The sequence below is a fragment of the Promicromonospora sp. MS192 genome, from assembly GCF_049532985.1.
GTDB lineage: Bacteria > Actinomycetota > Actinomycetes > Actinomycetales > Cellulomonadaceae > Promicromonospora.
In genome coordinates this window covers 1339809-1362582 of the sequence record NZ_CP186693.1, presented here as the reverse complement: position 1 = coordinate 1362582, position 22774 = coordinate 1339809, and the positions used below count along the sequence as shown (strand labels likewise).

Below are 22774 nucleotides of genomic sequence, written 5' to 3'. Positions count from 1 at the left end.
GCGGACGAGGTTACAGGTCCACCGCGTTCATCAGGGTGCCCAGCTCCGTGCGGCCCAGCACCCGGGTACGGCCCGGCTTGAGGTCACCCAGCGGGATCGGGCCGATCCGGGTGCGCACCAGGCGCGTCACCGGGTGGCCGACGGCCTCGAACATGCGCCGGACGATGCGGTTGCGACCCTCGTGCAGCACGACCTCCAGCATCGCGAGGCCGTCGATCTGCTGGAGCACGTGCACCGCGTCCATCTTCGCGATGCCGTCCTCCAGCTCGACGCCCTTCAGCAGCTCGCGGCCGGTGCGCGGGTACACCTCGCCCTCGACGGTGACCAGGTACGTCTTGGCGATGCCGTACTTCGGGTGCGAGAGCCGGTTGGCCAGCTCGCCGTCGTTCGTCAGGAGCAGCAGGCCCTCGCTGTCCGCGTCGAGCCGGCCCACGTGGAACAGGCGCTCCTCGCGGTTCTTGATCAGGTCGGCGACGGTCGGGCGCCCCTTCGGGTCGTCCATCGTGGAGACCACGCCGAGCGGCTTGTTCAGGGCGATCGTCACCTTGGCCTGGTCGAGCTGGATCCGCAGCCCGTCCACGTGCACGACGGCGGTCGCCGGGTCGATCCGCACCCCGAGCTCCGTGACGATCTGGCCGTCCACCTCGACGCGTCCGCTCGCGATGAGCTCCTCGGAGGCCCGGCGGGAGCCCAGACCGGCCTGGGCGAGCACCTTCTGCAGCCGCACGCCGTCCTCGACGTGCACGTCACGGCCCTGCTCCGCGGGCTTCGCGGGCCGACGCCGGGGCGCGTTCGCCTGGGCGCGGCTCTTCGCGGAGCTGCCGCCCCGGAAGTTCTTGCCGCCCTTGCCCGCATGGTCGGCACGGCGGGGCTGCTGGCCACCACTGGATTCGCGGCGGCTCCCGCCGCGGCGTTCGTTGCTCATGATTCGTCTCTCGGTGAGTCGGGAAGGACGCCGCCCGGGCGGCCCGGCACCACGCAGGTACCTAGGAATCCAGCCCGTCCAGCCCCTCGATCGTGTCGAGGTCCGGCAGGTGCGGCGCCAGCGGAGGCAGCTCGTCGAGCGACGAGAGGTCCATCCGCTCCAAGAAGTATCCCGTGGTTCCGAACAACACCGCACCCGAGCTCGGGTCCTGCCCGATCTCAGCGATCAGCCCCCGGGTCAGCAACGTCCGCACCACGCCGTCCACGTTCACGCCGCGCACGGCGCTGACCTGGCCCCGGGTGACCGGCTGCCGGTAGGCGACCACCGCGAGCGTCTCGAGCGCCGCCTGGCTCAGCTTCGCCGACTGACCGTCCAGCACGAACCGGCCGACAGGGTCCGCGTGGGCGGACGAGGAGTAGATGCGCCACCCGTCCACGGTCCGGCGCAGCTCGAAGCCGCGCGGCCGGCCACCGAGGTGGCCGGCGTACTCGTCGGCCAGCTCGTGCAGGACGTCGTCCGTCTCGTCCTGGGTCAGGTTCAGCGCTGCCGCGATGCGGTCCGCACCGATGGGCGCGTCCGCCACCATGAGCACCGCCTCGATCGCGGCGTGCGCCCCGCCCGGGAGCGTGTGCACGTCGACGAGCGCGGGCTCGTCCGGTGCCGCAGGGGCAGGAGCGACGTCGGCCTCCGTGTCCGGGGCCGGGGCGTCTGCCGGGGCCTGTTCCTCGACGGTCATGCTGTCGCCTCCGTTCCGGGCTGCTCGGTCTCGTCGTCCTCGTCGAACTCGCTCGGGCCGGCGGCCGGATCGAGGTACTTCTCCCCGTCCGCGGGGCCCGCGGTCCACCGCACCGTGAGCTCGCCCAGCGGGCTGACCTGCTCGAAGCCGACCAGCGCGTCGCGGAACAGCTCCAGCAGGGCCAGGAACCGGGCCACCGTGACCAGCCGCTCGGTCCCCGCCGTCAGCGAGCGGAACGTCACCGACCGCTCGGTGCGCAGCCGCCGGACGATGACGCCGGCCTCCTCGCGCACGCTCACGGCGGAGCCGTGCAGGTGCGCGAGGCCCACCACGGGCGGCGGCTTCGGCGCCAGCACCTTCGCGGCGAGCTCGGCGAGCTGCTCCCCCGTCGTGTCCCACACCAGCTCCGGCAGGATCGCCGCGAGGTGCGGCTCCAGGGGCGCCAGGCGCGGCACGCGGCGTCCGCCCGCGGCCATCCGCTCCGCGACGAGCTTGGAGACCTCCTTGTAGGCGCGGTACTGCAGCAGCCGGGCGAACAGCAGGTCGCGGGCCTCCAGCAGCTCCAGGTCCTCGGCGTCCTCGTCGACCACGCCCGGCAGGAGGCGGGCCGCCTTGAGGTCGAGCAGCGTCGCAGCAATGACCAGGAACTCGCTGGCCACGCCCAGGTCCCAGGACTCGTGCACCTCACCGCGCTCGGCCGCTTCGCGCGAGGCACGCTCCGCCTCCCGGATGTGCGCGACGAACTCGTCGGTCACGACGGCGAGCGCCACCTCGGTGACGTCCATCTTGTGCTTCGCGATGAGCGACAGCAGCAGGTCGAACGGGCCCTCGAAGTTGTGCAGCCGGACCTGGAAGGTGCGGGAGGAGCGCCGCTCGTCGGCAGGCGCGTCGGCCTCGGGCGGCGCCTCCGCCTCAGGCAGCGTCGCCACGGGCCACGAGCTCCCGGGCGAGCTGACGGTACGCCGCGGCGCCGGGGTGGCCCGGGGCGTAGGCGGTGATCGGCTCGGCGGCGACGGTGGCGTCGGGGAACTTCACGGTGCGCCCGATGACGGAGTGCAGCAGGGTGTCGCCGAAGGCCTCGTGCACCCGGGCCACGACCTCCCGGGAGTGCAGGGTGCGCGAGTCGTACATGGTGGGGAGGATACCGTCGATCTCCAGGGCCGGGTTGAGCCGGTCCCGCACCTTCTCGATGGTCTCCACCAGCAGCGCGACACCGCGCAGCGCGAAGAACTCGCACTCCAGCGGGATCAGCACGCCGTGCGCCGCCGTCAGGGCGTTCACCGTGAGCAGGCCGAGGCTCGGCTGGCAGTCGATGAGGATCACGTCGTAGTCGTCCATCACCGGGCGCAGCGCGCGGGCCAGCACGGACTCCCGGGCCACCTCGCCCACGAGCTGCACCTCGGCCGCCGACAGGTCGATGTTCGCGGGCAGCACGTCGAGGTTCTCGATGCCCGACGGGATGAGCACGTCACGGATGTCCACGCCCCGCTCCATGAGCAGGTTGTAGACCGTGAGGTCGAGCTCGTGCGGGTTCACGCCGATGCCCACGGACGCGGCGCCCTGCGGGTCGAAGTCGACCAGCAGCACCTTGCGTCCGTACTCGGCCAGGCACGCGCCCAGGTTGATGGTCGTGGTGGTCTTGCCGACCCCGCCCTTCTGGTTGCACATCGCGATGATGCGGGCCGGGCCGTGGCTCGTCAGCGGCGCGGGCTCCGGCAGGTCGGGCATCACGCGCCCGACCACGTCGCGCAGCGCGTCTGCGTCCTCGGGTGCGCCGACGACCGTCTTCCCGAGAAGCATGTCGGTCATCGTGCCCGCTCCCTCCTGGCTGGGTGCCTCGCTCACGCCCGCCACGCTATACCAGAGTGTGGGCACCGCCGGGTCGAAGCCTCGGCGTGGCGCCCTTCGGACGGCGGCTACCGCTCGCGGGCGCGCGGGTGGGCGGCGGCGTAGACCTCGCGCAGCGCGTCGGGGGTGACCATCGTGTAGATCTGCGTGGTGGTCACCGACGCGTGCCCCAGCAGCTCCTGGACCACGCGCACGTCGGCGCCTCCGGACAGCAGGTGGGTGGCGAACGAGTGCCGCAGGGTGTGCGGCGAGACGTGCTCGGTCAGGCCGGCCCGGGCGGCGGCGGCCTGCAAGGCCGCCCAGGCGGTCTGGCGGGACATCCGCGCGCCGCGCGTGTTGAGGAACAGGGCGGGTGTCCCCCGGCCGGCCGCAGCGAGCTCCGGGCGGGCGCGCACCAGGTAGGCCTCCAGGGCGTCGCGGGCGAAGGAGCCCACCGGCACCACGCGCTCCTTGGACCCCTTGCCCAGCAGCCGGACGGCACCCGGGTCGCCCACGCCGTCGACGTCGAGCCCTGCGATCTCCGAGATCCGCGCGCCCGTGGCGTACAGGAGCTCCAGCAGTGCCCGGTCACGCAGCGGCAGCGGCCCGTCGCCGGTGCCCGCGGCGTCGAGCAGGGCGGCCACGTCGTCCACGGACAGCGCGTGCGGCAGACGCCGGAGCTGGGTGGGTGCCTGCACCTCGGCCGACGGGTCGTCGACCGCGAGCCCCTCGGCCTGGGCGAACCGGTGCCAGCCCCGCACGGCGGCCAGGGCGCGGGCGGTGGACGACGGCGAGAGCGGCCGGCCGCCGTCGGACCCCTGCCGCAGCGCCTCGACGAAGCCGGTGACGTCGGCCTCGGTGACCCCCGCGAGGTCGGTGCGGCCGGCGGCGTCCACGAACGCCGTGTACCGCACCAGGTCGCGCCGGTAGGCCGCCACGGTGTTGGCCGAGAGGCCGCGCTCGACGCTCAGGTGCGCGAGGTAGTCCCGCAGTGCACGGTCGAGCACGTCGCCCCGGGGCCGGTCGGAGACCTGGCGGGACGACGCCTGGTGGGACAGGTGGGACCGCTGCGGGTGGGACGGCTGCAGGTGGGACGTGGCGGTGGACACCGCCCCATCATGCCGAGCCCGGCCCGCCACGGGGGCGGGGCACGCCGGGAGGACGCCACGCCGGGCCGGGCACGACGAGCCCGGCCCCGCGGGGTGGCGCGGTCAGGCCGGGTTGATGCCGAACAGCTCCGCGCGCGACCGGATCACCTGGGCGCGGGCGAGACGCGGCTTGTCGCTGCCGTCGCGGATCACCGAGCCGGCGGCCTCGAACTCGGCGAAGAAGTCGACGGCCCAGGCGACGTCGGACGGGCTGGGCGCGAAGGACTCGTTGATGACGCTGGACTGCTCGAAGTCCAGGCAGAGCTTGCCGGTCATGCCGAGGTTGACCGCGTCGGCGGACTGCTCGCGCAGCAGCGCGTGCGAGGAGCCCACCGTGGGGCCGTCGACGGGACCGGGCAGGCCGCCGATGCGGCTGGCGAGCACGAGCCGCGTGCGCGGGTAGGCCATGGCCATGGGCTCGTTGGCGGCGCCCGTGTCGCGGCGGTAGTCGCCCGAGCCGAACGCGAGCCGGAACGCACCGCGCGCCTTGGCGATGTGCACGGCCTCCTCGATGCCGAGGGCCGACTCCACGAGCGGGATCACCGGGACGTCGCCGCCGAGCCGCTGGGCGGTGTCGACCACGTCGTCCGCGCTCTCGGTCTTGGCGAGCATCACGCCGTTCAGCCCGTCCAGACCACGCAGGTAGGCGACGTCGTCCGCCCAGGACGGCGCGGTGCGGTCGTTGATCCGCACCCACGCGCTGCCACCGCTCTTGATCCACCGGATGACGTTCTCGCGCGCCTCGTCCTTGAGCGAGACGTCGATGGCGTCCTCGCAGTCCAGGATCACCTGGTCCGCGCGGGAGAGCTGCGCCTTGTCGAAGAGCTCGGTCCGCATCGCGGAGAGCAGGAGCCAGGCCCGCGCGTAGTCGGGAGCGACCCGCGACTTCTCACGGGCGGCACGGCGCGGCCCGAGGTCGTTCTCGGGGACGACGGCGGACGCCGTCGGCAGACCCGCGGAGTAGCCCGAGGACTGCGGGGCCGGCTGGTCGGCAGGAGCGGTGGTTCGGTCGGCTGGGGTCTCGGTCACCAGGTCAGCCTAGGCGGGGACACCGACACGGGCCGAATCATGAACCACTACATGGGCCCGAACAATATGAACAGAAGACCGCCTTGACGAAACACCCCCGGCGGTGACCTCAGAACGGCAGGAAGACGTCCACCGCGACCGCGACGAAGAGCAGCGACAGGTAGGTGATCGACGCGTGGAACACCTTCATGGCGCCGAGCTTGCCGCTCGCGCGGCCCTGGGCCCGGCGCAGCATGGCGATCGTGGACCACAGGAACCACGCACCCAGCGCGGCGGCCACCACGGTGTAGACCCAGGACATCCCGGCCAGCGGCGTCAGCAGGAGCGAGCAGGCGATCATCGCGAGCGTGTAGCCCACCATCTCGGCGGCCACGCGCTTGTCGTCGCTGACCACCGGCAGCATCGGGACGTTCGCGTTCGCGTAGTCCTTCTTGAACTTGATCGACAGCGGCCAGTAGTGCGGCGGCGTCCAGAAGAAGATGATGCCGAACAGCGCGAGCGCGGACCAGCTCAGCCCACCGGTCACGGAGGCCCAGCCGATGAAGACCGGCATGCAGCCCGCGATGCCGCCCCACACGATGTTCTGCGGCGTGCGGCGCTTGAGGATCATCGTGTAGCCGACCACGTAGATGGCGATGGCCGCGAGGGTGAGCCACATCGCGGCCCAGTTGATGACCAGCGCGAACCACGCCAGCGACAGCAGGCCGAGGATCGAGGCGAACACCAGGCCCGCGCGCGGGGTGATCTCCCCGGTCGCCAGCGGGCGCTTCTTGGTCCGGTTCATCACCTGGTCGATGTCCCGGTCCCACCACATGTTGAACGCGTTGGCGCTGCCCGCGGCGCCGGCGCCGCCGATCAGCGTGGCCACGATCAGCCAGAAGCCCGGCAGGCCGTCCGCGGCCAGGATCATCGTGGGCACCGTGGTCACCAGCAGCAGCTCGATGACGCGGGGCTTGGTCAGCGCGACGTACGCACCCGCCCTCCGCAGGAACCAGCCGCCCGGGCGCTGTCCGACGTCGGCGGTGGGCTCCTCGGCGCCGGACGTCTCGGCACGCGCGGTCTGGCCGGTGGTCGGGTGGCTCGTTCTCACGCGCGTCGCAGTTCCGTTCGGGAGGGTCCGGAGGTCGGTGTCGCACCTGGTAGGCCCTGTTGCCGACGCGGTGCGTGCCCATGGTACGTCGCCCCGCGACCCGGTCGCGCCCCGCATTCCCGCAGCAGCCTGTGAGATATGTCCCCGGCCAGGGGCCTGTGCAGCCTGTGGACAGCCCTGCGCGACGGAAGACACGCGCGTATAGGGTTGTTGACGCCATCGAATGAAGGGCGGCCGGCATCCCGCCGCCGCCGCACGCACGCTGCACGGCTCCGAGGCCCGTCCGCTCTCCGGGCAGGACAGGGGCCGCCGGCGGAGAGAAAGAGGACTCGTGAACGCTTTCGACCCCGTGCTGAAGCCCCTGGAGTGGTCGGAGCTCGACGAGCGAGCGGTCAAGGCCATCAAGGCGCTGGCCGCGGACGCCGTCGAGAAGGTGGGCAACGGACATCCCGGCACCGCGATCTCGCTCGCGCCGGCCGCGTACCTCCTCTTCCAGAAGGCGATGCGCCACGACCCGGCCGATCCGTCGTGGCTGGGCCGCGACCGCTTCGTGCTGAGCGCCGGCCACTCGTCACTGACCATCTACCTGCAGCTCTTCCTCGCGGGCTACGGCCTCGAGATGGACGACATCGCCGCGCTGCGCACCTGGGGCTCCAAGACCCCGGGCCACCCGGAGTACGGCCACACCGCGGGCGTCGAGATCACCACCGGCCCGCTGGGCCAGGGCCTCGCGTCCTCCGTCGGCATGGCGTTCGCCGCGCGCCGCGAGCGGGGCCTGCTCGACCCGGCCGCCGCCCCCGGTGAGTCGCCGTTCGACCACCACGTCTACGTCATCGCCTCCGACGGCGACCTGCAGGAGGGCGTGACCTCCGAGGCGTCCTCGCTGGCGGGTCACCAGCAGCTCGGCAACCTCATCGTCATCTGGGACGACAACAAGATCTCGATCGAGGACGACACCAACATCGCGTTCACCGAGGACGTACTCAAGCGCTACGAGGCCTACGGCTGGCACACCCAGCGCGTGGACTGGACCTCGGGCGACGGGGGCTACGCCGAGGACACCGACGCGCTGGCCGCCGCGCTCGACGCCGCCAAGGCGGAGACCGGCAAGCCGTCGATCATCGCGCTGCGCACCATCATCGGCTGGCCGTCGCCCACCAAGCAGAACACCGGTGGCATCCACGGCTCGGCCATGGGCGCCGACGAGATCAAGGGTCTCAAGTCCGCGCTCGGCCTGGACCCCGAGGCGACGTTCGCCATCGACGACGAGGTGCTGGCCTACACGCGCTCCGTCGCCGAGCGCCAGGCCACGCAGCGCGAGGCCTGGGAGGCCGCCTTCGCCGCCTGGTCGGAGGCCAACCCGCAGCAGGCCGCGCTCCTGGCGCGCCTGCGCACGCACGAGCTGCCCGAGGGCTGGACCGACTCGCTGCCCGAGTTCGAGGCGAGCGAGAAGGGCGTTGCGACCCGTGCGGCGTCGGGCAAGGTGCTGACCGCCCTCAAGGACGTGCTGCCGGAGCTGTGGGGCGGCTCGGCCGACCTCGCCGGCTCCAACAACACGACCATGGACGGCGTGCCGTCGTTCGTGCCCACCGAGCACGCGACCAAGAAGTTCCCGGGCGACCCGTACGGCCGCACCCTGCACTTCGGCATCCGCGAGCACGCGATGGGCTCGATCCTCAACGGCATCGTGCTGCACGGCCTGACCCGCCCGTACGGCGGCACGTTCCTGCAGTTCGCCGACTACATGCGGGCCTCGGTCCGCCTGGCCGCGCTGATGGGCATCCCGTCCACCTTCGTCTGGACGCACGACTCGATCGGTCTCGGCGAGGACGGCCCGACGCACCAGCCGGTCGAGCACCTCGCGGCGCTGCGGGCCATCCCGAACCTCGACGTCGTCCGCCCGGCGGACGCGAACGAGACCGCCTGGGCGTGGCGCGGCATCCTGGAGAACACGAAGAACCCGGCCGGCCTCGTGCTGACCCGGCAGAACGTGCCCACCTACCCGCGCGGCACCGACGGCTTCGCGGGCGCCGAGGGCACCCTCAAGGGCGCCTACACGCTGCTGGACACCGAGGGCACGCCCGACGTCGTCCTGGTGGGCACCGGGTCCGAGGTGCAGCTCGCCGTCGAGGCGCGCGCGATCCTCGCGGCCGACGGCGTCCAGGCCCGCGTGGTGTCCATGCCGTCGCGCGAGTGGTTCGACAAGCAGGACGAGGCCTACCGCGAGTCGGTCATCCCGTCCGGTGTGAAGGCCCGCGTGTCGGTCGAGGCCGGCGTGGCGCAGGGCTGGCGCGAGGTCGTCGGCGACGCCGGCCGCATCGTGTCGCTCGAGCACTACGGCGCCTCGGCGGACTACAAGACCCTGTACGCCGAGTACGGCATCACGGCCGAGGCGGTCGCCCAGGCCGCCAAGGAGTCGATCGAGGCGGCGTCCTGAACCGCGCCGGAACACCTGGACACGAGAGAGGAAGGGCACGATGACTGACAGCACCAGCGACAGCGGCGAGAACGTCAGCCCCACCGAGCGGCTGTCCGAGGCGGGTGTCGCCATCTGGCTCGACGACCTGTCCCGTGAGCGGCTGCGCACCGGCAACCTCGCGGAGCTGGTCGCCACGAAGAACGTCGTGGGCGTGACGACCAACCCGACGATCTTCGCGGCCGCGCTCGCCCACGGCGACGCGTACGACGGCATCCTGGCCGAGCTGGCCGGGTCCGACGTGGAGTCCGCGGTCGAGCGCATCACCACCGACGACGTCCGGGACGCCGCCGACGTGCTGCGCCCGGTCTACGACGCCACGTCCGCCGTGGACGGCCGGGTGTCCATCGAGGTGGACCCGCGGCTCGCCCGTGACACGGCGGCGACCGAGACCACGGCCGTCCGGCTGTGGGAGACGGTCGACCGGCCGAACGTGATGATCAAGATCCCCGCCACCGTCGAGGGTCTGCCCGCGATCACGTCGACCCTCGCGAAGGGCATCAGCGTCAACGTGACGCTGATCTTCTCCATCGAGCGGTACCGGGCGGTGATGGACGCCTTCCTGGCCGGCCTGGAGCAGGCCAAGGAGGCGGGCCACGACCTGTCCGTGATCGGTTCGGTGGCGTCGTTCTTCGTGTCCCGCGTGGACACCGAGATCGACAAGCGCCTGACCGCGATCGGCACGGACGAGGCGCTCGCGCTGCGCGGCCAGGCCGCCATCGCCAACGCCCGGCTGGCGTTCGCCGCCTACGAGGAGGTCTTCGCCGGTGAGCGCTGGGCCGCCCTGGCGGCCGCCGGTGCCCAGCCGCAGCGTCCGCTGTGGGCGTCCACCGGCGTCAAGGACCCGGCGTACCGCGACACGATGTACGTCGACGAGCTGGTCGTGGCCGGCGTCGTCAACACCATGCCGGAGAAGACGCTCGACGCGTTCGCCGATCACGGCATCGTGCTGGCGGACACCGTGACCGGCTCGGGCGAGCAGGCGGCCGCGACCATCGCGGCCATCGAGGCGCAGGGCATCTCCATGGCCGAGGTGACCGCACAGCTGGAGGACGAGGGCGTGACGAAGTTCGAGGTCAGCTGGGACGAGCTCCTGACGACCACCAAGGCCGGGCTCGACGGGGCCGGCGAGCGGTGAGGCCAGCCAAGATCGCGCAGGGGGTCAACCCCCTGCGCGACCCTCTCGACCTGAGGCTGCCGCGCATCGCGGGCCCGAGCGGTCTCGTGATCTTCGGTGTGACGGGTGACCTGTCGCGCAAGAAGCTCATGCCGGCCGTCTACGACCTCGCCAACCGCGGGCTGCTGCCGCCCGGCTTCGCCCTGACGGGCTTCGCCCGGCGCGACTGGGAGGACCAGGACTTCGCGCAGGTGGTGCACGACGCCGTCAAGGAGCACGCCCGCACCCCGTTCCGGGAGGCGACGTGGCGCCAGCTCGCCGAGGGCATCCGCTTCGTGCAGGGCTCCTTCGACGACGACGAGGCGTTCGAGCGCCTCCGGGAGACCGTCGAGACCCTGGACAAGGAGCGCGGCACCGGCGGCAACCACGCGTTCTACCTGTCGGTCCCGCCGTCGGCGTTCCCGGTGGTGTGCGAGCAGCTCTCCAAGCACGGGCTGTCGCGCCCCGACAACGACGCCGACGGCGACGGGGTCGACGCGTGGCGCCGCGTGGTCATCGAGAAGCCGTTCGGCCACGACCTGGCCAGCGCGCGCGAGCTCGACGCCGTGGTCTCGAAGGTGTTCGACCCGGACTCGGTGTTCCGCATCGACCACTACCTGGGCAAGGAGACCGTCCAGAACCTGCTGGCGCTGCGGTTCGCGAACACGATGTTCGAGCCCATCTGGAACTCGAGCTACGTGGACCACGTGCAGATCACGATGGCCGAGGACATCGGCATCGGCGGCCGTGCCGGGTACTACGACGGGATCGGCGCCGCCCGCGACGTCATCCAGAACCACCTGATCCAGCTCCTGGCCCTGGTGGCCATGGAGGAGCCGGTGAACTTCGACGCCGCCGAGCTGCGCGCCGAGAAGATCAAGGTGCTCTCGTCGGTGCGCCTGCCGCGCGACCTCGGCAAGCACACCGCCCGCGGCCAGTACGAGGCCGGGTGGCAGGGCGGCGAGCAGGTGCAGGGCTTCCTGGACGAGGACGGCATCGCGAAGGACTCCACCACGGAGACCTTCGCCGCCATCCGGGTCGACGTCGACAACCGCCGCTGGGCGGGTGTCCCGTTCTACCTGCGCCACGGCAAGCGCCTGGGCCGCCGCGTCACCGAGGTGGCCGTGGTGTTCAAGAAGGCACCGCACCTGCCGTTCGAGTCGTCCCTGACGTCCGAGCTCGGCAACAACGCCCTGGTGATCCGCGTGCAGCCCGACGAAGGCGTCACGATGCGGTTCGGCGCCAAGGTGCCGGGCACGGCCATGCAGGTGCGTGACGTGACCATGGACTTCGGGTACGGGCACTCGTTCACCGAGTCCTCCCCCGAGGCCTACGAGCGGCTCATCCTGGACGTGCTGCTGGGCGACCCGCCGCTGTTCCCGACGCGGGAGGAGGTCGAGCTCTCCTGGAAGATCCTCGACCCGATCACGTCGTACTGGGCGCGCAAGGGTCAGCCCGAGCCGTACGCGTCCGGCACCTGGGGTCCGGCGTCGGCAGACGCCATGATGGAGCGCGACGGCAGGACCTGGAGGCGACCGTGATCATCGACATGCCGGACACGACGACCAACGACGTCAACAAGCGCCTGGTGCGCCTGCGTGACGAGGGCGGGGCGGTGGCCCTGGGCCGCGTGCTCACCCTGGTGGTCCTGGCCGACGAGCGGGACGTCGAGGAGGCGGTCGAGGCCGCCAACGACGCGAGCCGTGAGCACCCGTGCCGGGTCATCGTCGTGGCCCCCGCGGCGCGCGGTACGGACGCACGGCTCGACGCGCAGATCCGCGTGGGCGGTGACGCCGGTGCCTCCGAGGTGGTGGTGCTGCGCGCCTTCGGCCCGCTCCTGGAGCGGACGGACACGCTCGTGATGCCGCTGCTGCTGCCCGACGCCCCGATCGTGGCCTGGTGGCCGCGCGAGGCGCCGGCGGTGCCGTCGCAGGACCCGGTGGGCGCCATGGCGACCCGGCGGATCATCGACAGCACGGTGGCCAAGAACCCGGTGGAGATGCTGGGCAACCTCGCAGGGGCGTACGCCCCCGGGGACACGGACCTCGCGTGGGCGCGCGTCACCCTGTGGCGGGCGCTCATCGCGGCGGCCGTGGACCAGCCGCCGTACGAGCCGGTGCTCGGCGTGACCGTCGAGGGGCAGAAGCGGCACACGTCGCTCGACCTCCTGGCGGGCTGGCTGGGCGCCCGGCTGAACTGCCCGGCCGAGGTGGTGCGCACCGACAGCGACGACGCGATCACGCGGGTGACGCTGGAGCGCAAGAGCGGGCCGATCGTCCTCGACCGCCCCGACGGGCGCACGGTGACGATCACGCAGCCCGGCAAGCCGGCGCGGCGGATCGCCCTGCCGATCCGGGCGCTCAACGAGGCCCTCATCGAGGAGCTGCGGCGGCTCGACCCGGACGAGGTCTTCGAGGAGACCCTCATCCGGGGCCTGGGAACCGTCACGACGCGGACGGCGGCCTGATGTCCCAGGCGACCGGCGTGCGGCTCGTCGTCGTGCACCCCGACAAGGAGGTGCTCGCCCAGGCGGCGGCCGCACGGCTGCTCACGCGGGTGCTGGACGTGCAGTCGGTCCGCTCCCCCGTGCACGTGGTGCTCACGGGCGGCACGGTCGGTATCGCGACGCTGGCGGCCGTGGCCGCGAGCCCGCTGGTGCCGGCCGTCGACTGGTCGGGCGTCCACCTGTGGTGGGGCGACGAGCGGTTCCTCCCGGACGGCGATCCTGACCGGAACGAGACGCAGGCACGGGAGGCCCTGCTCGACGCGCTCGTCGCCGGGCACGGCCTCCCGGAGGCCAACGTGCACCCCATGCCCGGCCCGTCGTCGGTGGCGACGCCCGAGGAGGGGGCTGCAGCCTACGCCGCGCTCCTGGGCGAGCACGCGGCGCCGGGCGACGGGTCGGTGCCCGTGCCTGCGTTCGACGTGCTGTTGCTCGGCATGGGCCCGGACGGGCACGTGGCCTCGCTGTTCCCCGGGCACGAGGGTCTGGCCGCGCAGGGCGTGGCCACGGGCGTGCACGGTTCGCCCAAGCCTCCGCCGGAGCGGGTCTCGCTGACGTTCGACGCGATCCGGTCCGCGCGTGAGGTGTGGGTCGTGGCCGCCGGTGCCGAGAAGGCGGACCGGGTCGCGGCCGCGCTGGCCGGCGACCCGGTGTCGGAGGTGCCCGCCGCGGGCGCCGTCGGGCTGTCCCGGACGCTGTGGCTCCTGGATGCCGAGGCCGCCGGGACCCCGCCGACGTAGAAGAACGGCGAGGGAGAACAGAGAACTGGAGCGGAACGACCCCTTTCCCGGGTGCTCGTTCCGCTCCAGTTCTACGTCGCCGTGGTTCTCCCTCGGCGTGCTAATTCTCTTAGCCTGCGACGCGGCCGCCACGGCGGACGCGCAGCGCTTCCAGCGCCTCTTCCAGGAGTGCTGCGCCGTCCTCGTCGGACCGGCGCTCCTTCACGTAGGCGAGGTGCGTCTTGTAGGGCTCGTTGCGCACGGGGGAAGGCGGGTTGACCGGGTCCATCCCGGCAGGGAAGCCGCAGCGGGGGCAGTCCCACTGTGCGGGGGCCTCCACGTCCTCACCCACCGAGAAGCTCGGCGCCGTCTCGTGCCCGTTGGCACACCAGTAAGAAACTCGGACGCGCGGGGCCGTGTCGCCCCGCTCCGTCTCCCCGAGGGGGCCGGCGCCTACCCGGCTCCCTCGAATCGCATGACCGCCTGATGCCACGTCTGTCGTCCCCTCTGTGTGTGGCCGTCAGCTGCTAGGCGCTTGGCGACCGGGTCAGCTGACCTTCTGGATGAGGCCGAGCAGGACGATCACCACGGCCCACACGAGGGCGAAGGCGATGGTGATGCGGTTGAGGTTTCGCTCGGCCACGCCGGACGAGCCGGCGCCCATCGAGATACCGCCACCGAACATGTCGGACAGCCCGCCACCCTTGCCCTTGTGGAGCAGGATGAGCATGGTGAGGAAGCCGCTGGTCAGGACCAGCAGGACTTCCAGGATGATGCGGAGCACGTCCACGGGTTCACGTCCTCGGTTGTAGGTGTGCCGGGCGTCACCCGGCGGCGGATTTCCGGTCAAGAGTAAGCGAGACGTACCTCACAGTGCGAACCCCCTGTTCAGGACTTCGTGAAGCCTGGAACGGGAGCCGTACCTGGAACATCGCGCCCGAGTGAGAGTACCTCAGCCAGGTTGCGTACCGGTCTCGGAACCACGACGTGTCAGGCGTGCAGATCACCGGGGTGACCTGCACGCCTGACGTGCGCTCAGCTCTGGTCTCAGGCGGTGACGTGGGACTGGTAGCGCGCGATCTTCGCGAACTCCTCGGGGTCCAGGCTCGCACCGCCCACCAGGGCGCCGTCGACGTCGGGCTGCGCCATGATCTGCGCGACGTTGCCCGACTTCACCGAGCCGCCGTACAGCACGCGGACGCCGTCGGCGACGGTCTGGTCGCACAGCTCGCCGAGCACCCGGCGGATCGCACCGCAGACCTCCTGCGCGTCCTCGGGCGTGGCGACCTCGCCGGTGCCGATGGCCCAGACGGGCTCGTACGCGATGACGATCTTGGCGACCTGCTCGGCCGGGACGTCGGCCAGCGCCGCCTCGACCTGCGCCAGCGTGTAGGAGACCTGGTCGCCCGCCTTGCGCACCTCCAGGCCCTCACCGACGCACAGGATCGGCGTCAGGCCGTGCGCGAAGGCGGTGCGGACCTTGGCGTTGACCAGCTCGTCCGACTCGGCGTGGTACTCCCGGCGCTCCGAGTGCCCGACGACGACGTAGGTGCAGCCCAGCTTGGACAGCATCGCCCCGGAGATCTCGCCCGTGTACGCACCGGACTCGTGCTTGGACACGTCCTGCGCGCCGTAGACGAGCTCGAGCTTGTCGCCGTCCACGAGGGTCTGCACCGACCGCAGGTCGGTGAACGGCGGCAGCACCGCCACCTCGACCGCCGCGTAGTCGTGCTTGGCGTCCTTGAGGGACCACGCGAGCTTCTGGACCGTGCTGATCGCCTGCTGGTGGTCCAGGTTCATCTTCCAGTTGCCCGCCATCAGGGGCGTGCGGGTGGTTGCCACGTTCTTCTTCTTTCTTCTGGGATCAGGGCGGTCAGTCGGCGAGCACGGTGAGGCCGGGGAGCTCCTTGCCTTCCAGCAGCTCCAGGCTCGCGCCGCCACCGGTCGAGATGTGGCTGAACCCGGCCTCGTCGAAGCCGAGCGCACGCACGGCCGCGGCGGAGTCGCCGCCGCCCACGATGGAGAACCCGCCGGCGGCTGTCGCGTCCACGATGCCCTGCGCCACGGCACGCGTGCCCGCAGCGAACGCGTCGAACTCGAACACGCCCATGGGGCCGTTCCACGCGATGGTCCGCGCGTCCGCGAGCTTGCCGGCGAAGAGCTTGCCCGACTCGGGGCCGATGTCGAGGCCCATGGTGCCGTCCGGGATCGCGTCGGCGGCGACGACCTGGTGCGGCGCGTCCGCGGCGAACGAGTCCGCCGCGACGATGTCGACCGGCAGCACGATCTCGACGCCGTTCTCCTCGGCGGTGGCGAGGTAGCCCTTGACGGTGTCGATCTGGTCGCTCTCCAGCAGGCTGTTGCCGACCGACAGGCCCTTGGCCGCCAGGAACGTGAAGACCATGCCACCACCGATGAGGAGGCGGTCGGCCTTGGTCAGCAGGTTGGCGATGACGCCGAGCTTGTCCGAGACCTTGGAGCCGCCGAGCACCACGGCGTAGGGGCGCTCCGGGTCGCCGGTCGCCTTCGAGAGCGACTCGACCTCCTTGAGCACCAGGTCGCCGGCCGCGGCGGGAAGCACCTGCGCGACGTCGTACACGGAGGCCTGCTTGCGGTGCACCACGCCGAAGCCGTCCGAGACGAAGGCGTCCGCGAGCTGCGCCAGCTCGCCCGCGAGCTCGGCGCGCTCCGCGTCGACCTTCGAGGTCTCGCGCGGGTCGAAACGGACGTTCTCCAGCAGGGCGACCTGGCCGTCGGCCAGGTCCGCGACGGTCTTCTGCGCCGACGGGCCGGTGAGGTCCTCGGCCAGCGCCACGGGGGCGCCGAGCAGCTCGCCCAGGCGCTCCGCGACGGGCGCCAGCGAGTACTTCGCCTCCGGGGTGAAGCCGTCCGTCGGCTTCGGCCGGCCGAGGTGCGCGGTCACGACCACACGGGCACCCGCGTCCGCCAGACGCCGCAGCGTGGGCAGGGCGGCGACGATGCGCCCTTCGTCGGTGATCGCCCCGGTCTCCTTGTCGAGCGGGACGTTGAAGTCTGAGCGGACCAGGACGCGCTTGCCGCGCAGGTCGCCGAGGGAGTCGATGGTCTTCATGAGCACTCCAGGTCGGGGACCGGCCGCCACGAGGCCGGTCGAAGCTTCGTTACATGACGACGTCCGCGTGCGCCGGCTGGCCGATGCGCACGCGGACGTCGGGGTTCACGCCGGGACGAGAGGCGTCAGAGCTTCTCGCCGACGAACACGGTGAGCGAGACGAGGCTGTTCGAGTAGCCCCACTCGTTGTCGTACCACGAGACGACCTTGACCTGGTTGCCGATCACCTTGGTGAGCTTCGCGTCGTAGATGCTCTGGTGCGGGTTGGTCACGATGTCCGACGAGACGATCTCGTCGTCCACGTACTCCAGGACGCCCTTGAGCGGGCCCTCGGCGGCAGCCTTGACCGCGGCGTTGACCTCCTCGACGGTGACGTCGCGGGGGGCCTCGAAGGTGAGGTCCGTGGCCGAGCCGGTGATGACCGGCACGCGCAGGGCGTAGCCGTCCAGCTTGCCCTTGAGCTCCGGCAGCACCAGGGCGACGGCCTTGGCGGCACCCGTGGTGGTGGGCACGATGTTCTGCGCGGCCGCACGGGCACGACGCAGGTCCTTGTGCGGGCCGTCCTGCAGGTTCTGGTCACCCGTGTAGGCGTGGATCGTGGTCATGAGGCCACGCTCGATGCCGATCGAGTCGTTCAGGGCCTTGGCCAGCGGGGCGAGGCAGTTCGTGGTGCACGACGCGTTCGAGATGATGTGGTGCGCCGCGGCGTCGTACTGCTCGTGGTTGACGCCCATGACGAACGTCGCGTCCTCGTTCTTGGCCGGGGCCGAGATGATGACCTTCTTGGCGCCGGCGTCGATGTGCGCCTTCGCCTTGGTGGCGTCCGTGAAGAAGCCCGTGGACTCGATGACGATGTCCGCGCCCAGCTCACCCCAGGGGAGGTTCGCGGGGTCGCGCTCGGCCAGCGCACGGATCTTCTTGCCGTCCACGATGATGTTGTCGTCGTCGAAGTCGACCGACTTGCCGAAGCGGCCCAGCGTCGTGTCGTACTTGAGCAGGTGCGCGAGAGTCTTGTTGTCGGTCAGGTCGTTGACGCCCACGACCTCGATGTCCGCACCCGACTCCACGAGAGCCCGGTAGAAGTTCCTGCCGATACGGCCGAAGCCGTTGATGCCGACGCGGATGGTCACAATGCCCTCCTCAGGGGCGCCGGCCGTCCCGGCGCACACGTTTCCTTGTATCTGTCGCCACTCCCGTCGATGGCCGACGGTGAAGTGCGTTCGTCAGGGTTTTCCGGGCACCGCGACCTCGCGACGACCCGAACGGGAAACGCGATGGTCACGGCGTCGTCACCTGACGATTTCGAGCCTATACCCGAACCGCACCCGACCGTGACCCGAGCCGGACAGTGTGGAACTCCCGGTTCTGTTCGTTCTCACAAACCGGAAGCGGCACACCCGGCACGGTCCGGGTGAAGTACGGTCCGGCTCCGCTCAGAGGTCGAGCAGGTCCGCGGGGAGGCCGGCCTCCGTGTCCGGGATACCCAGCTCCAGGGCACGCTTGTCGGCCGTCGACAACAGCCGGCGGATCCGGCCCGCCACCGCGTCCTTGGAAAGCTGCGGATCGGCCAGGCGGCCCAGCTCCTCCAGCGACGCCTGCTTGTGCGCCAGCCGCAGCTCACCGGCCTGCCGCAGGTGGTCGGGCAGCTCGTCGCCCAGGATCTCGAACGCCCGCTGCACGCGCGCCCCCGCCGCCACCGCGGCCCGGGCCGAGCGCCGCAGGTTCGCGTCGTCGAAGTTCGCCAGGCGGTTGGCGGTGCCGCGCACCTCGCGGCGCTCGCGGCGCTCCTCCCAGACCTTGAGCGTCTCGGGGGCGCCGATGCGCTCCAGCATGCGGCCGATGGAGTCGCCGTCGCGGATGACGACACGGTCGATGCCCCGCACCTCGCGGGACTTGGCGGCGACGCCGAGGCGGCGCGCGGCGCCGACCAGGGCGAGCGCCGCCTCGGGCCCGGGGCTGGTCACCTCCAGCGCCATCGACCGCCCGGGCTCCGTGAGGGAGCCGTGGGCGAGGAACGCGCCGCGCCAGACGGCCTCGGCCTCCTGCACCCCGGCGGACACGACCTCCGGGGCCAGCCCGCGCACGGGGCGGCCCCGGGCGTCGAGCAGGCCGGTCTGACGGGCCAGCGACTCCCCCTCGCGCACCACGCGCACCACGAACCGCGAGCTCTTCCGCAGCCCGCCCGCCTGCACCACGATGAGCTCGCTGCTGTGCCCATACAGGTCGTGGATCGCGTGCCGCAGCCGCGTCGCCGCGGACTCGGTGTCGAGCTCCGCCTCGATCACGACCCGACCGGAGATGATGTGGAGACCGCCGGAGAACCTCAGCGTCGCGGAGACCTCGGCCTTGCGGCACGACGTCTTCGCAACCCTCACCCGAGCGAGCTCCTCCTTGACCTGTCCCGTGAGCGCCATGGCGTCATCCTGCCATGGTCACCGCCGGGCTGACGGGGTGGAATCGCGGAAACTCGGGGCAATTGTCCCGGCGTGTCGCCGTTCGGGGCCGTCCACGCCCGGACCGACGTCGGCGAGCGGCCCCGTGCCGTGCGCGGCCGTGAACCCGGCGGCGCGCCGCGCGTCCCGCGGACCCCACAGCTCCGTGCCGACCTCGGCACGGACCACGGGGACCACCTCGGCCGCGAACCGGCGCAGCACGTCCTCCTGCCGGGCCGGTTCCAGCAGGTGGTTCACGGACACGGACTGCAGGACGTGCCCGAACGACGCGTGGTAGTCGAGGATCTTCTCGGCCACCCGCTCGGGCGAGCCCACGAGCGCGGGCCCGCGGTCGACGGCGTCCTGGAGCGTGCGGAAGCTCGTCACCTTGCCGACGGCGCCCGGCGCGTGCCTCCGCTGGTCCTGCTGGCGCACCTGGCCCTCGTAGATCGGCCGGTACTGCTCGATGGCCGCCTCCGTGGTGTCGGCCAGGAACAGCCCGCCGGAGCCCGCGCCCACGAACCCGTAGGCCGGGTCGTGCCCAGCGGCCGTGTACCGCTCCCGGTACCGGTCGATGAGCACGGCGTAGTTCTCCCGGGGTTGCAGGGCGTTCGCGCTGACGATCGGGTCGCCGTGCTCGGCGGCCAGGTCGACGGCGAACTGCGACGTCGCCGAGCCGTGCCAGATGCGGAACGGCCCCGCGAACGGGCGCGGGAGGGTGGTCGCGTGCTCCAGCCGGTGCCGGTGCCGCCCCTCCCAGGTGACGTCCTCGGCGGAGAGCAGCAGCCGCAGCAGCTCGTAGTTCTCCCGCAGGTACTCGTACTGCTTGGCGATGTCCAGGCCGAGCAGCGGGTACTGCAGGTCCTCGTTGCCCTTGCCGATGACGATCTCCAGGCGGCCGCGGCTGAGCTGGTCGATGGTGGCCAGGTCCTCGGCGAGCCGGATCGGGTCGTGCAGGGACAGCACCGTGACGCCCGTGGAGAGCAGGATGCGGGACGTGCGGGCCGCGATGGCGCCCAGCAGCACCGTCGGGGCCGAGGACAGCACCGGGCCGGCGTGCCGCTCCCCCACCGCGAACGAGTCGAACCCGAGCTCCTCCGCGAGCACCGCGGTGTCCACGATCCGGTTCAGCCGGTCGGCGGGCGGCACCTCGCGGCCGGTGACGGGGTGGGGCGGGTTGAACGCGATGTCCAGGACCTGGAAGCGCATCAGGCCGCCGCCGCCTGCGCCGCCGCGGCGCGGTCACGCTCCGCCACGCCCTCCTTGACCAGGGGGATGACGTAGCGGCCGAAGTCGATCGCGTCGTCCAGCAGGTCGTAGCCGCGCGCGGAGATCACCCGCACGCCCAGGTCGTAGTACGCGAGCAGCGCCTGCGCCACCTGCTCGGGCGTGCCGACCAGGGCGTTCGAGTTCCCGGCGCCGCCGGTCGCCTTCGCGGTGGCGGTCCACAGCGCCGTGTCGAACCGCTCACCCTGGGCGGCGATCTCCAGCAGCCGCTGCGAGCCCGCGTTCTCGGGCTTGTCGATCGGGTGCCGCCGGCTCAGCACACCGCCCTGGGCCGCCTTGCGCGCCTCGATGCGGTCGAGCACCCGGTGCGCCTTCTCCCAGGCCAGCTCCTCCGTCGGAGCGATGATCGGCCGGAACGCGGCGTGGATGCGCGGCGGCGTCGCCCGGCCCGCCGCGGTGGCCTCGGCGTGCACCCGGGCGATCTGCTCCGCGGTGCGGTCCAGCGGCTCGCCCCACACCGCGTAGATGTCGGCCTCCGCGGCGCCGACCGGGTAGGCGGCGTCGGAGGAGCCGCCGAAGGAGATGGTCGGCACGTGGCCCTCGACCGGCTTCACGTCGAGCACGAAGTCGTCGAGGTCGTAGAACTCGCCGTGGTGGTCGAACGGCTCGGTGCTGTTCCAGGCCCGCTTGACGATCTGGATGTACTCGCGGGTGCGAGCGTACCGCTGGTCCTTCGTCAGGGTGTCGCCCTCGCGGCCCTGCTCGTGGTCGTTGCCGCCCGAGATGAAGTGCACCGACAGCCGCCCGCCCGAGAGCTGGTCCAGGGTCGCGAACGTCTTCGCGGCGTACGTCGGGTAGGAGACGTTGGGCCGGTGCGCGAGCAGCAGCTCGATGTCCGGCACGTGCGCGGCGACGTGGGCCGCGAGCGCCGCCGGCTCGGGCCCGGAGGAGCCATAGGCGAACAGGATGCGGGTCCAGCCGTTGTCCCGGTGGGCGCGCGCGATGCGGACCAGGTAGCCGGGGTCGAAGGGCGCGGTGGTGCGGGCGGTGGTCTCGGAGGCGTCACTGGTGGCGGCGATGCCGAGGAACTCGACGGGCATGGGGTTCTCCTTCGCTTCGGGGCGTGCGGGGTTGTCGGACGGCGGGGCGGGCCGGGTTCAGACGCCGCTGGCCACCCGGCCGGGGCTCGTCGCGGTCCGCTCACCGGTCCCCCAGGCCCGCGCCAGCAGCTCGAACGAGCGGCGGGTCTCGGCGGGGTCGTGGGTGGCGGTGGTGACCAGCAGCTCGTCGGCGCCAGTGACGCGCACGAGCGTCTCCAGGCGTTCGACGACGGTGTCCGGGTCGCCGACGATCCGGGTGTCCACGCGGTCGGCCACGAGGGCACGCTCGGCGTCGGGCCGGTCGGTCCAGGCGGTCGCGGCGGACGGCGACGGGTAGGCGATGGCGCCGCGCTCGCCGCGGCGGATGGACAGCACCCAGTCGGCGAACGGCTCGGCCAGGACGCGGGCGCGTTCGAGGGTCTGCGCGACGAGGACGTCGGCCGACACGATCACGTACGGCTCGGCGAGCACACCGGGCCGGAACGCCTCCCGGTAGGCCGCCACGGTGTCCAGCACGGTGGCGGGGCTGACGTGGAAGTTGGCCGCGAGCGGCAGGCCGAGCCCGCCTGCGACGCGGGCGCTCTCGCCGCCGCTGGACGCGAGGAGCCAGAGGTCGAACTGGGCCCCCTCGACGGGCGGGCTCGTGTACGCGCCGCCGCTGCGGTCGCGGTAGGTGCCGCGCTGGACGTCGAGCACGAGCTCGACCTCCTCGCGGAAGCCGGCCGGCTCGCGCTGTGCACCGATCACCTCCTGCTGGGCGAGGATCCGCTCGCGCAGCGCAGGGTCGTTGAACCCGTTCGGCGGCGCGGGCGGCACGTACAGCCCGTCCACGAGCCGCGGTACGGCGCCGGCGCTCGCCGCTGCCCGCCCGTCGTCGAACGTGGACTTGATCGGGTTCTGGGCCGCCTTGGCACGACTGTTCCCACGTTCGTCTCCCCCGGTCGCGGCCGGGGCCGGCCGGGGGACGGTGAACGCGCGGCCCAGGCCCAGGTCGACCCGGCCGGGGTGCAGGGCGGCGATGGTGCCGAACTGCTCGGCGGCGATCAGGGGCGACGTCGTGGACAGCAGCACGGCCCCGGAGCCGACACGGATGCGCGCGGTGCGGGCTGCGACGGCGGCCGCGAGCACGGCGGGCGCCGCGGAGGCGACGCCGGGCGCGAGGTGGTGCTCGGCGTACCAGACGCGCCGGTAGCCGAGGGCGTCGAGGTCGACCGCGAGCGCCACGGCCCGCTGGATCGCCGCGGCGCCGGTGGAGCCGTCGGCGACCAGGGCGAGGTCGAGCACGGACAGGGGCACGCGGATGGCTTCGGTCATG

The 22774-nt window shown here is 72.2% G+C and carries 21 protein-coding genes; 5 read left to right on the top strand and 16 right to left on the bottom strand.

What is annotated here, in order from left to right:
* Positions 1-10: 10 nt before the first annotated feature.
* The 7 genes from ACO229_RS06070 to ACO229_RS06040 all read right to left on the bottom strand — a co-directional run bounded on the left by ACO229_RS06070 (position 11) and on the right by ACO229_RS06040 (position 6755).
* Entirely contained in the window at positions 11-925 is a 915-nt protein-coding gene (locus ACO229_RS06070) for a pseudouridine synthase (RefSeq protein WP_397433921.1), read from the bottom strand.
* Between the two features lie 61 nt (positions 926-986).
* Positions 987-1661: an SMC-Scp complex subunit ScpB gene (scpB, locus tag ACO229_RS06065; protein ID WP_423464126.1), complete on the bottom strand. Its 675-nt coding sequence runs from the start codon at positions 1659-1661 to the stop codon at positions 987-989.
* On the bottom strand, positions 1658-2590 hold the full coding sequence (locus ACO229_RS06060; RefSeq protein WP_423464125.1) for a segregation and condensation protein A: 933 nt from the start codon (positions 2588-2590) through the stop codon (positions 1658-1660). Before ACO229_RS06060 ends, scpB begins: the two co-directional genes overlap by 4 nt.
* Positions 2574-3461: a ParA family protein gene (locus ACO229_RS06055; protein WP_397433931.1), complete on the bottom strand. Its 888-nt coding sequence runs from the start codon at positions 3459-3461 to the stop codon at positions 2574-2576. The genes ACO229_RS06060 and ACO229_RS06055 overlap by 17 nt, the downstream gene beginning before the upstream one ends.
* Before the next feature lie 116 nt (positions 3462-3577).
* Positions 3578-4495, bottom strand: a complete 918-nt coding sequence (xerD, locus tag ACO229_RS06050; protein ID WP_423465270.1) for a site-specific tyrosine recombinase XerD — start codon at positions 4493-4495, stop codon at positions 3578-3580.
* 204 nt (positions 4496-4699) lie between these two features.
* Positions 4700-5485, bottom strand: coding sequence for an HpcH/HpaI aldolase/citrate lyase family protein (locus tag ACO229_RS06045; protein WP_397415968.1), 786 nt, complete (start codon positions 5483-5485; stop codon positions 4700-4702).
* 289 nt (positions 5486-5774) lie between these two features.
* Positions 5775-6755 (bottom strand): heme o synthase, encoded by a 981-nt coding sequence (locus ACO229_RS06040; protein ID WP_397415884.1) that lies wholly within the window; start codon positions 6753-6755, stop codon positions 5775-5777.
* Positions 6756-7086: 331 nt separating this feature from the next.
* Here ACO229_RS06040 and tkt point away from each other — a divergent pair, with 331 nt between their 5' ends.
* Genes tkt through pgl form a run of 5 tightly spaced genes read left to right on the top strand, consistent with a single transcriptional unit; the run spans position 7087 to position 13630 of the window.
* Positions 7087-9192: a transketolase gene (gene tkt / locus ACO229_RS06035; RefSeq protein WP_423464124.1), complete on the top strand. Its 2106-nt coding sequence runs from the start codon at positions 7087-7089 to the stop codon at positions 9190-9192.
* Positions 9193-9232: 40 nt separating this feature from the next.
* Positions 9233-10369: a transaldolase gene (tal, locus tag ACO229_RS06030; RefSeq protein WP_397433917.1), complete on the top strand. Its 1137-nt coding sequence runs from the start codon at positions 9233-9235 to the stop codon at positions 10367-10369.
* Positions 10366-11928 carry a glucose-6-phosphate dehydrogenase gene (zwf, locus tag ACO229_RS06025; protein WP_397415890.1) on the top strand — a complete coding sequence of 521 codons (1563 nt, stop codon included), beginning with the start codon at positions 10366-10368 and terminating at the stop codon, positions 11926-11928. The genes tal and zwf overlap by 4 nt, the downstream gene beginning before the upstream one ends.
* Positions 11925-12854, top strand: coding sequence for a glucose-6-phosphate dehydrogenase assembly protein OpcA (gene opcA / locus ACO229_RS06020; RefSeq protein ID WP_397415892.1), 930 nt, complete (start codon positions 11925-11927; stop codon positions 12852-12854). Before zwf ends, opcA begins: the two co-directional genes overlap by 4 nt.
* Entirely contained in the window at positions 12854-13630 is a 777-nt protein-coding gene (pgl, locus tag ACO229_RS06015; RefSeq protein ID WP_423464123.1) for a 6-phosphogluconolactonase, read from the top strand. Before opcA ends, pgl begins: the two co-directional genes overlap by 1 nt.
* A 109-nt stretch (positions 13631-13739) precedes the next feature.
* On the opposite strand, the gene ACO229_RS06010 is transcribed toward pgl, so the two are convergent.
* The 9 genes from ACO229_RS06010 to ACO229_RS05970 form a co-directional block, all read right to left on the bottom strand.
* Complete coding sequence (locus ACO229_RS06010) at positions 13740-14102, bottom strand: RNA polymerase-binding protein RbpA (protein WP_397415896.1); 363 nt, start codon at positions 14100-14102, stop codon at positions 13740-13742.
* Positions 14103-14156: 54 nt separating this feature from the next.
* The gene (secG, locus tag ACO229_RS06005) at positions 14157-14399 is read right to left on the bottom strand and encodes a preprotein translocase subunit SecG (protein ID WP_119144792.1); all 243 of its coding nucleotides are present in this window, start codon (positions 14397-14399) and stop codon (positions 14157-14159) included.
* Between the two features lie 257 nt (positions 14400-14656).
* Positions 14657-15427, bottom strand: coding sequence for a triose-phosphate isomerase (tpiA, locus tag ACO229_RS06000; RefSeq protein ID WP_397433928.1), 771 nt, complete (start codon positions 15425-15427; stop codon positions 14657-14659).
* Positions 15428-15482: 55 nt separating this feature from the next.
* Positions 15483-16700 (bottom strand): phosphoglycerate kinase, encoded by a 1218-nt coding sequence (locus ACO229_RS05995; RefSeq protein WP_397433914.1) that lies wholly within the window; start codon positions 16698-16700, stop codon positions 15483-15485.
* Between the two features lie 125 nt (positions 16701-16825).
* Positions 16826-17830, bottom strand: a complete 1005-nt coding sequence (gene gap / locus ACO229_RS05990) for a type I glyceraldehyde-3-phosphate dehydrogenase (RefSeq protein WP_397415901.1) — start codon at positions 17828-17830, stop codon at positions 16826-16828.
* A gap of 303 nt (positions 17831-18133) precedes the next feature.
* Positions 18134-19114 carry a DNA-binding protein WhiA gene (whiA, locus tag ACO229_RS05985; protein ID WP_119144784.1) on the bottom strand — a complete coding sequence of 327 codons (981 nt, stop codon included), beginning with the start codon at positions 19112-19114 and terminating at the stop codon, positions 18134-18136.
* Positions 19115-19132: 18 nt separating this feature from the next.
* The gene (locus ACO229_RS05980; protein WP_423464122.1) at positions 19133-20341 is read right to left on the bottom strand and encodes an LLM class flavin-dependent oxidoreductase; all 1209 of its coding nucleotides are present in this window, start codon (positions 20339-20341) and stop codon (positions 19133-19135) included.
* Complete coding sequence (locus tag ACO229_RS05975) at positions 20341-21459, bottom strand: LLM class flavin-dependent oxidoreductase (RefSeq protein ID WP_423464121.1); 1119 nt, start codon at positions 21457-21459, stop codon at positions 20341-20343. The genes ACO229_RS05980 and ACO229_RS05975 overlap by 1 nt, the downstream gene beginning before the upstream one ends.
* Before the next feature lie 57 nt (positions 21460-21516).
* On the bottom strand, positions 21517-22773 hold the full coding sequence (locus ACO229_RS05970; protein WP_423464120.1) for an LLM class flavin-dependent oxidoreductase: 1257 nt from the start codon (positions 22771-22773) through the stop codon (positions 21517-21519).
* Between the last annotated feature and the right edge of the window lies 1 nt (position 22774).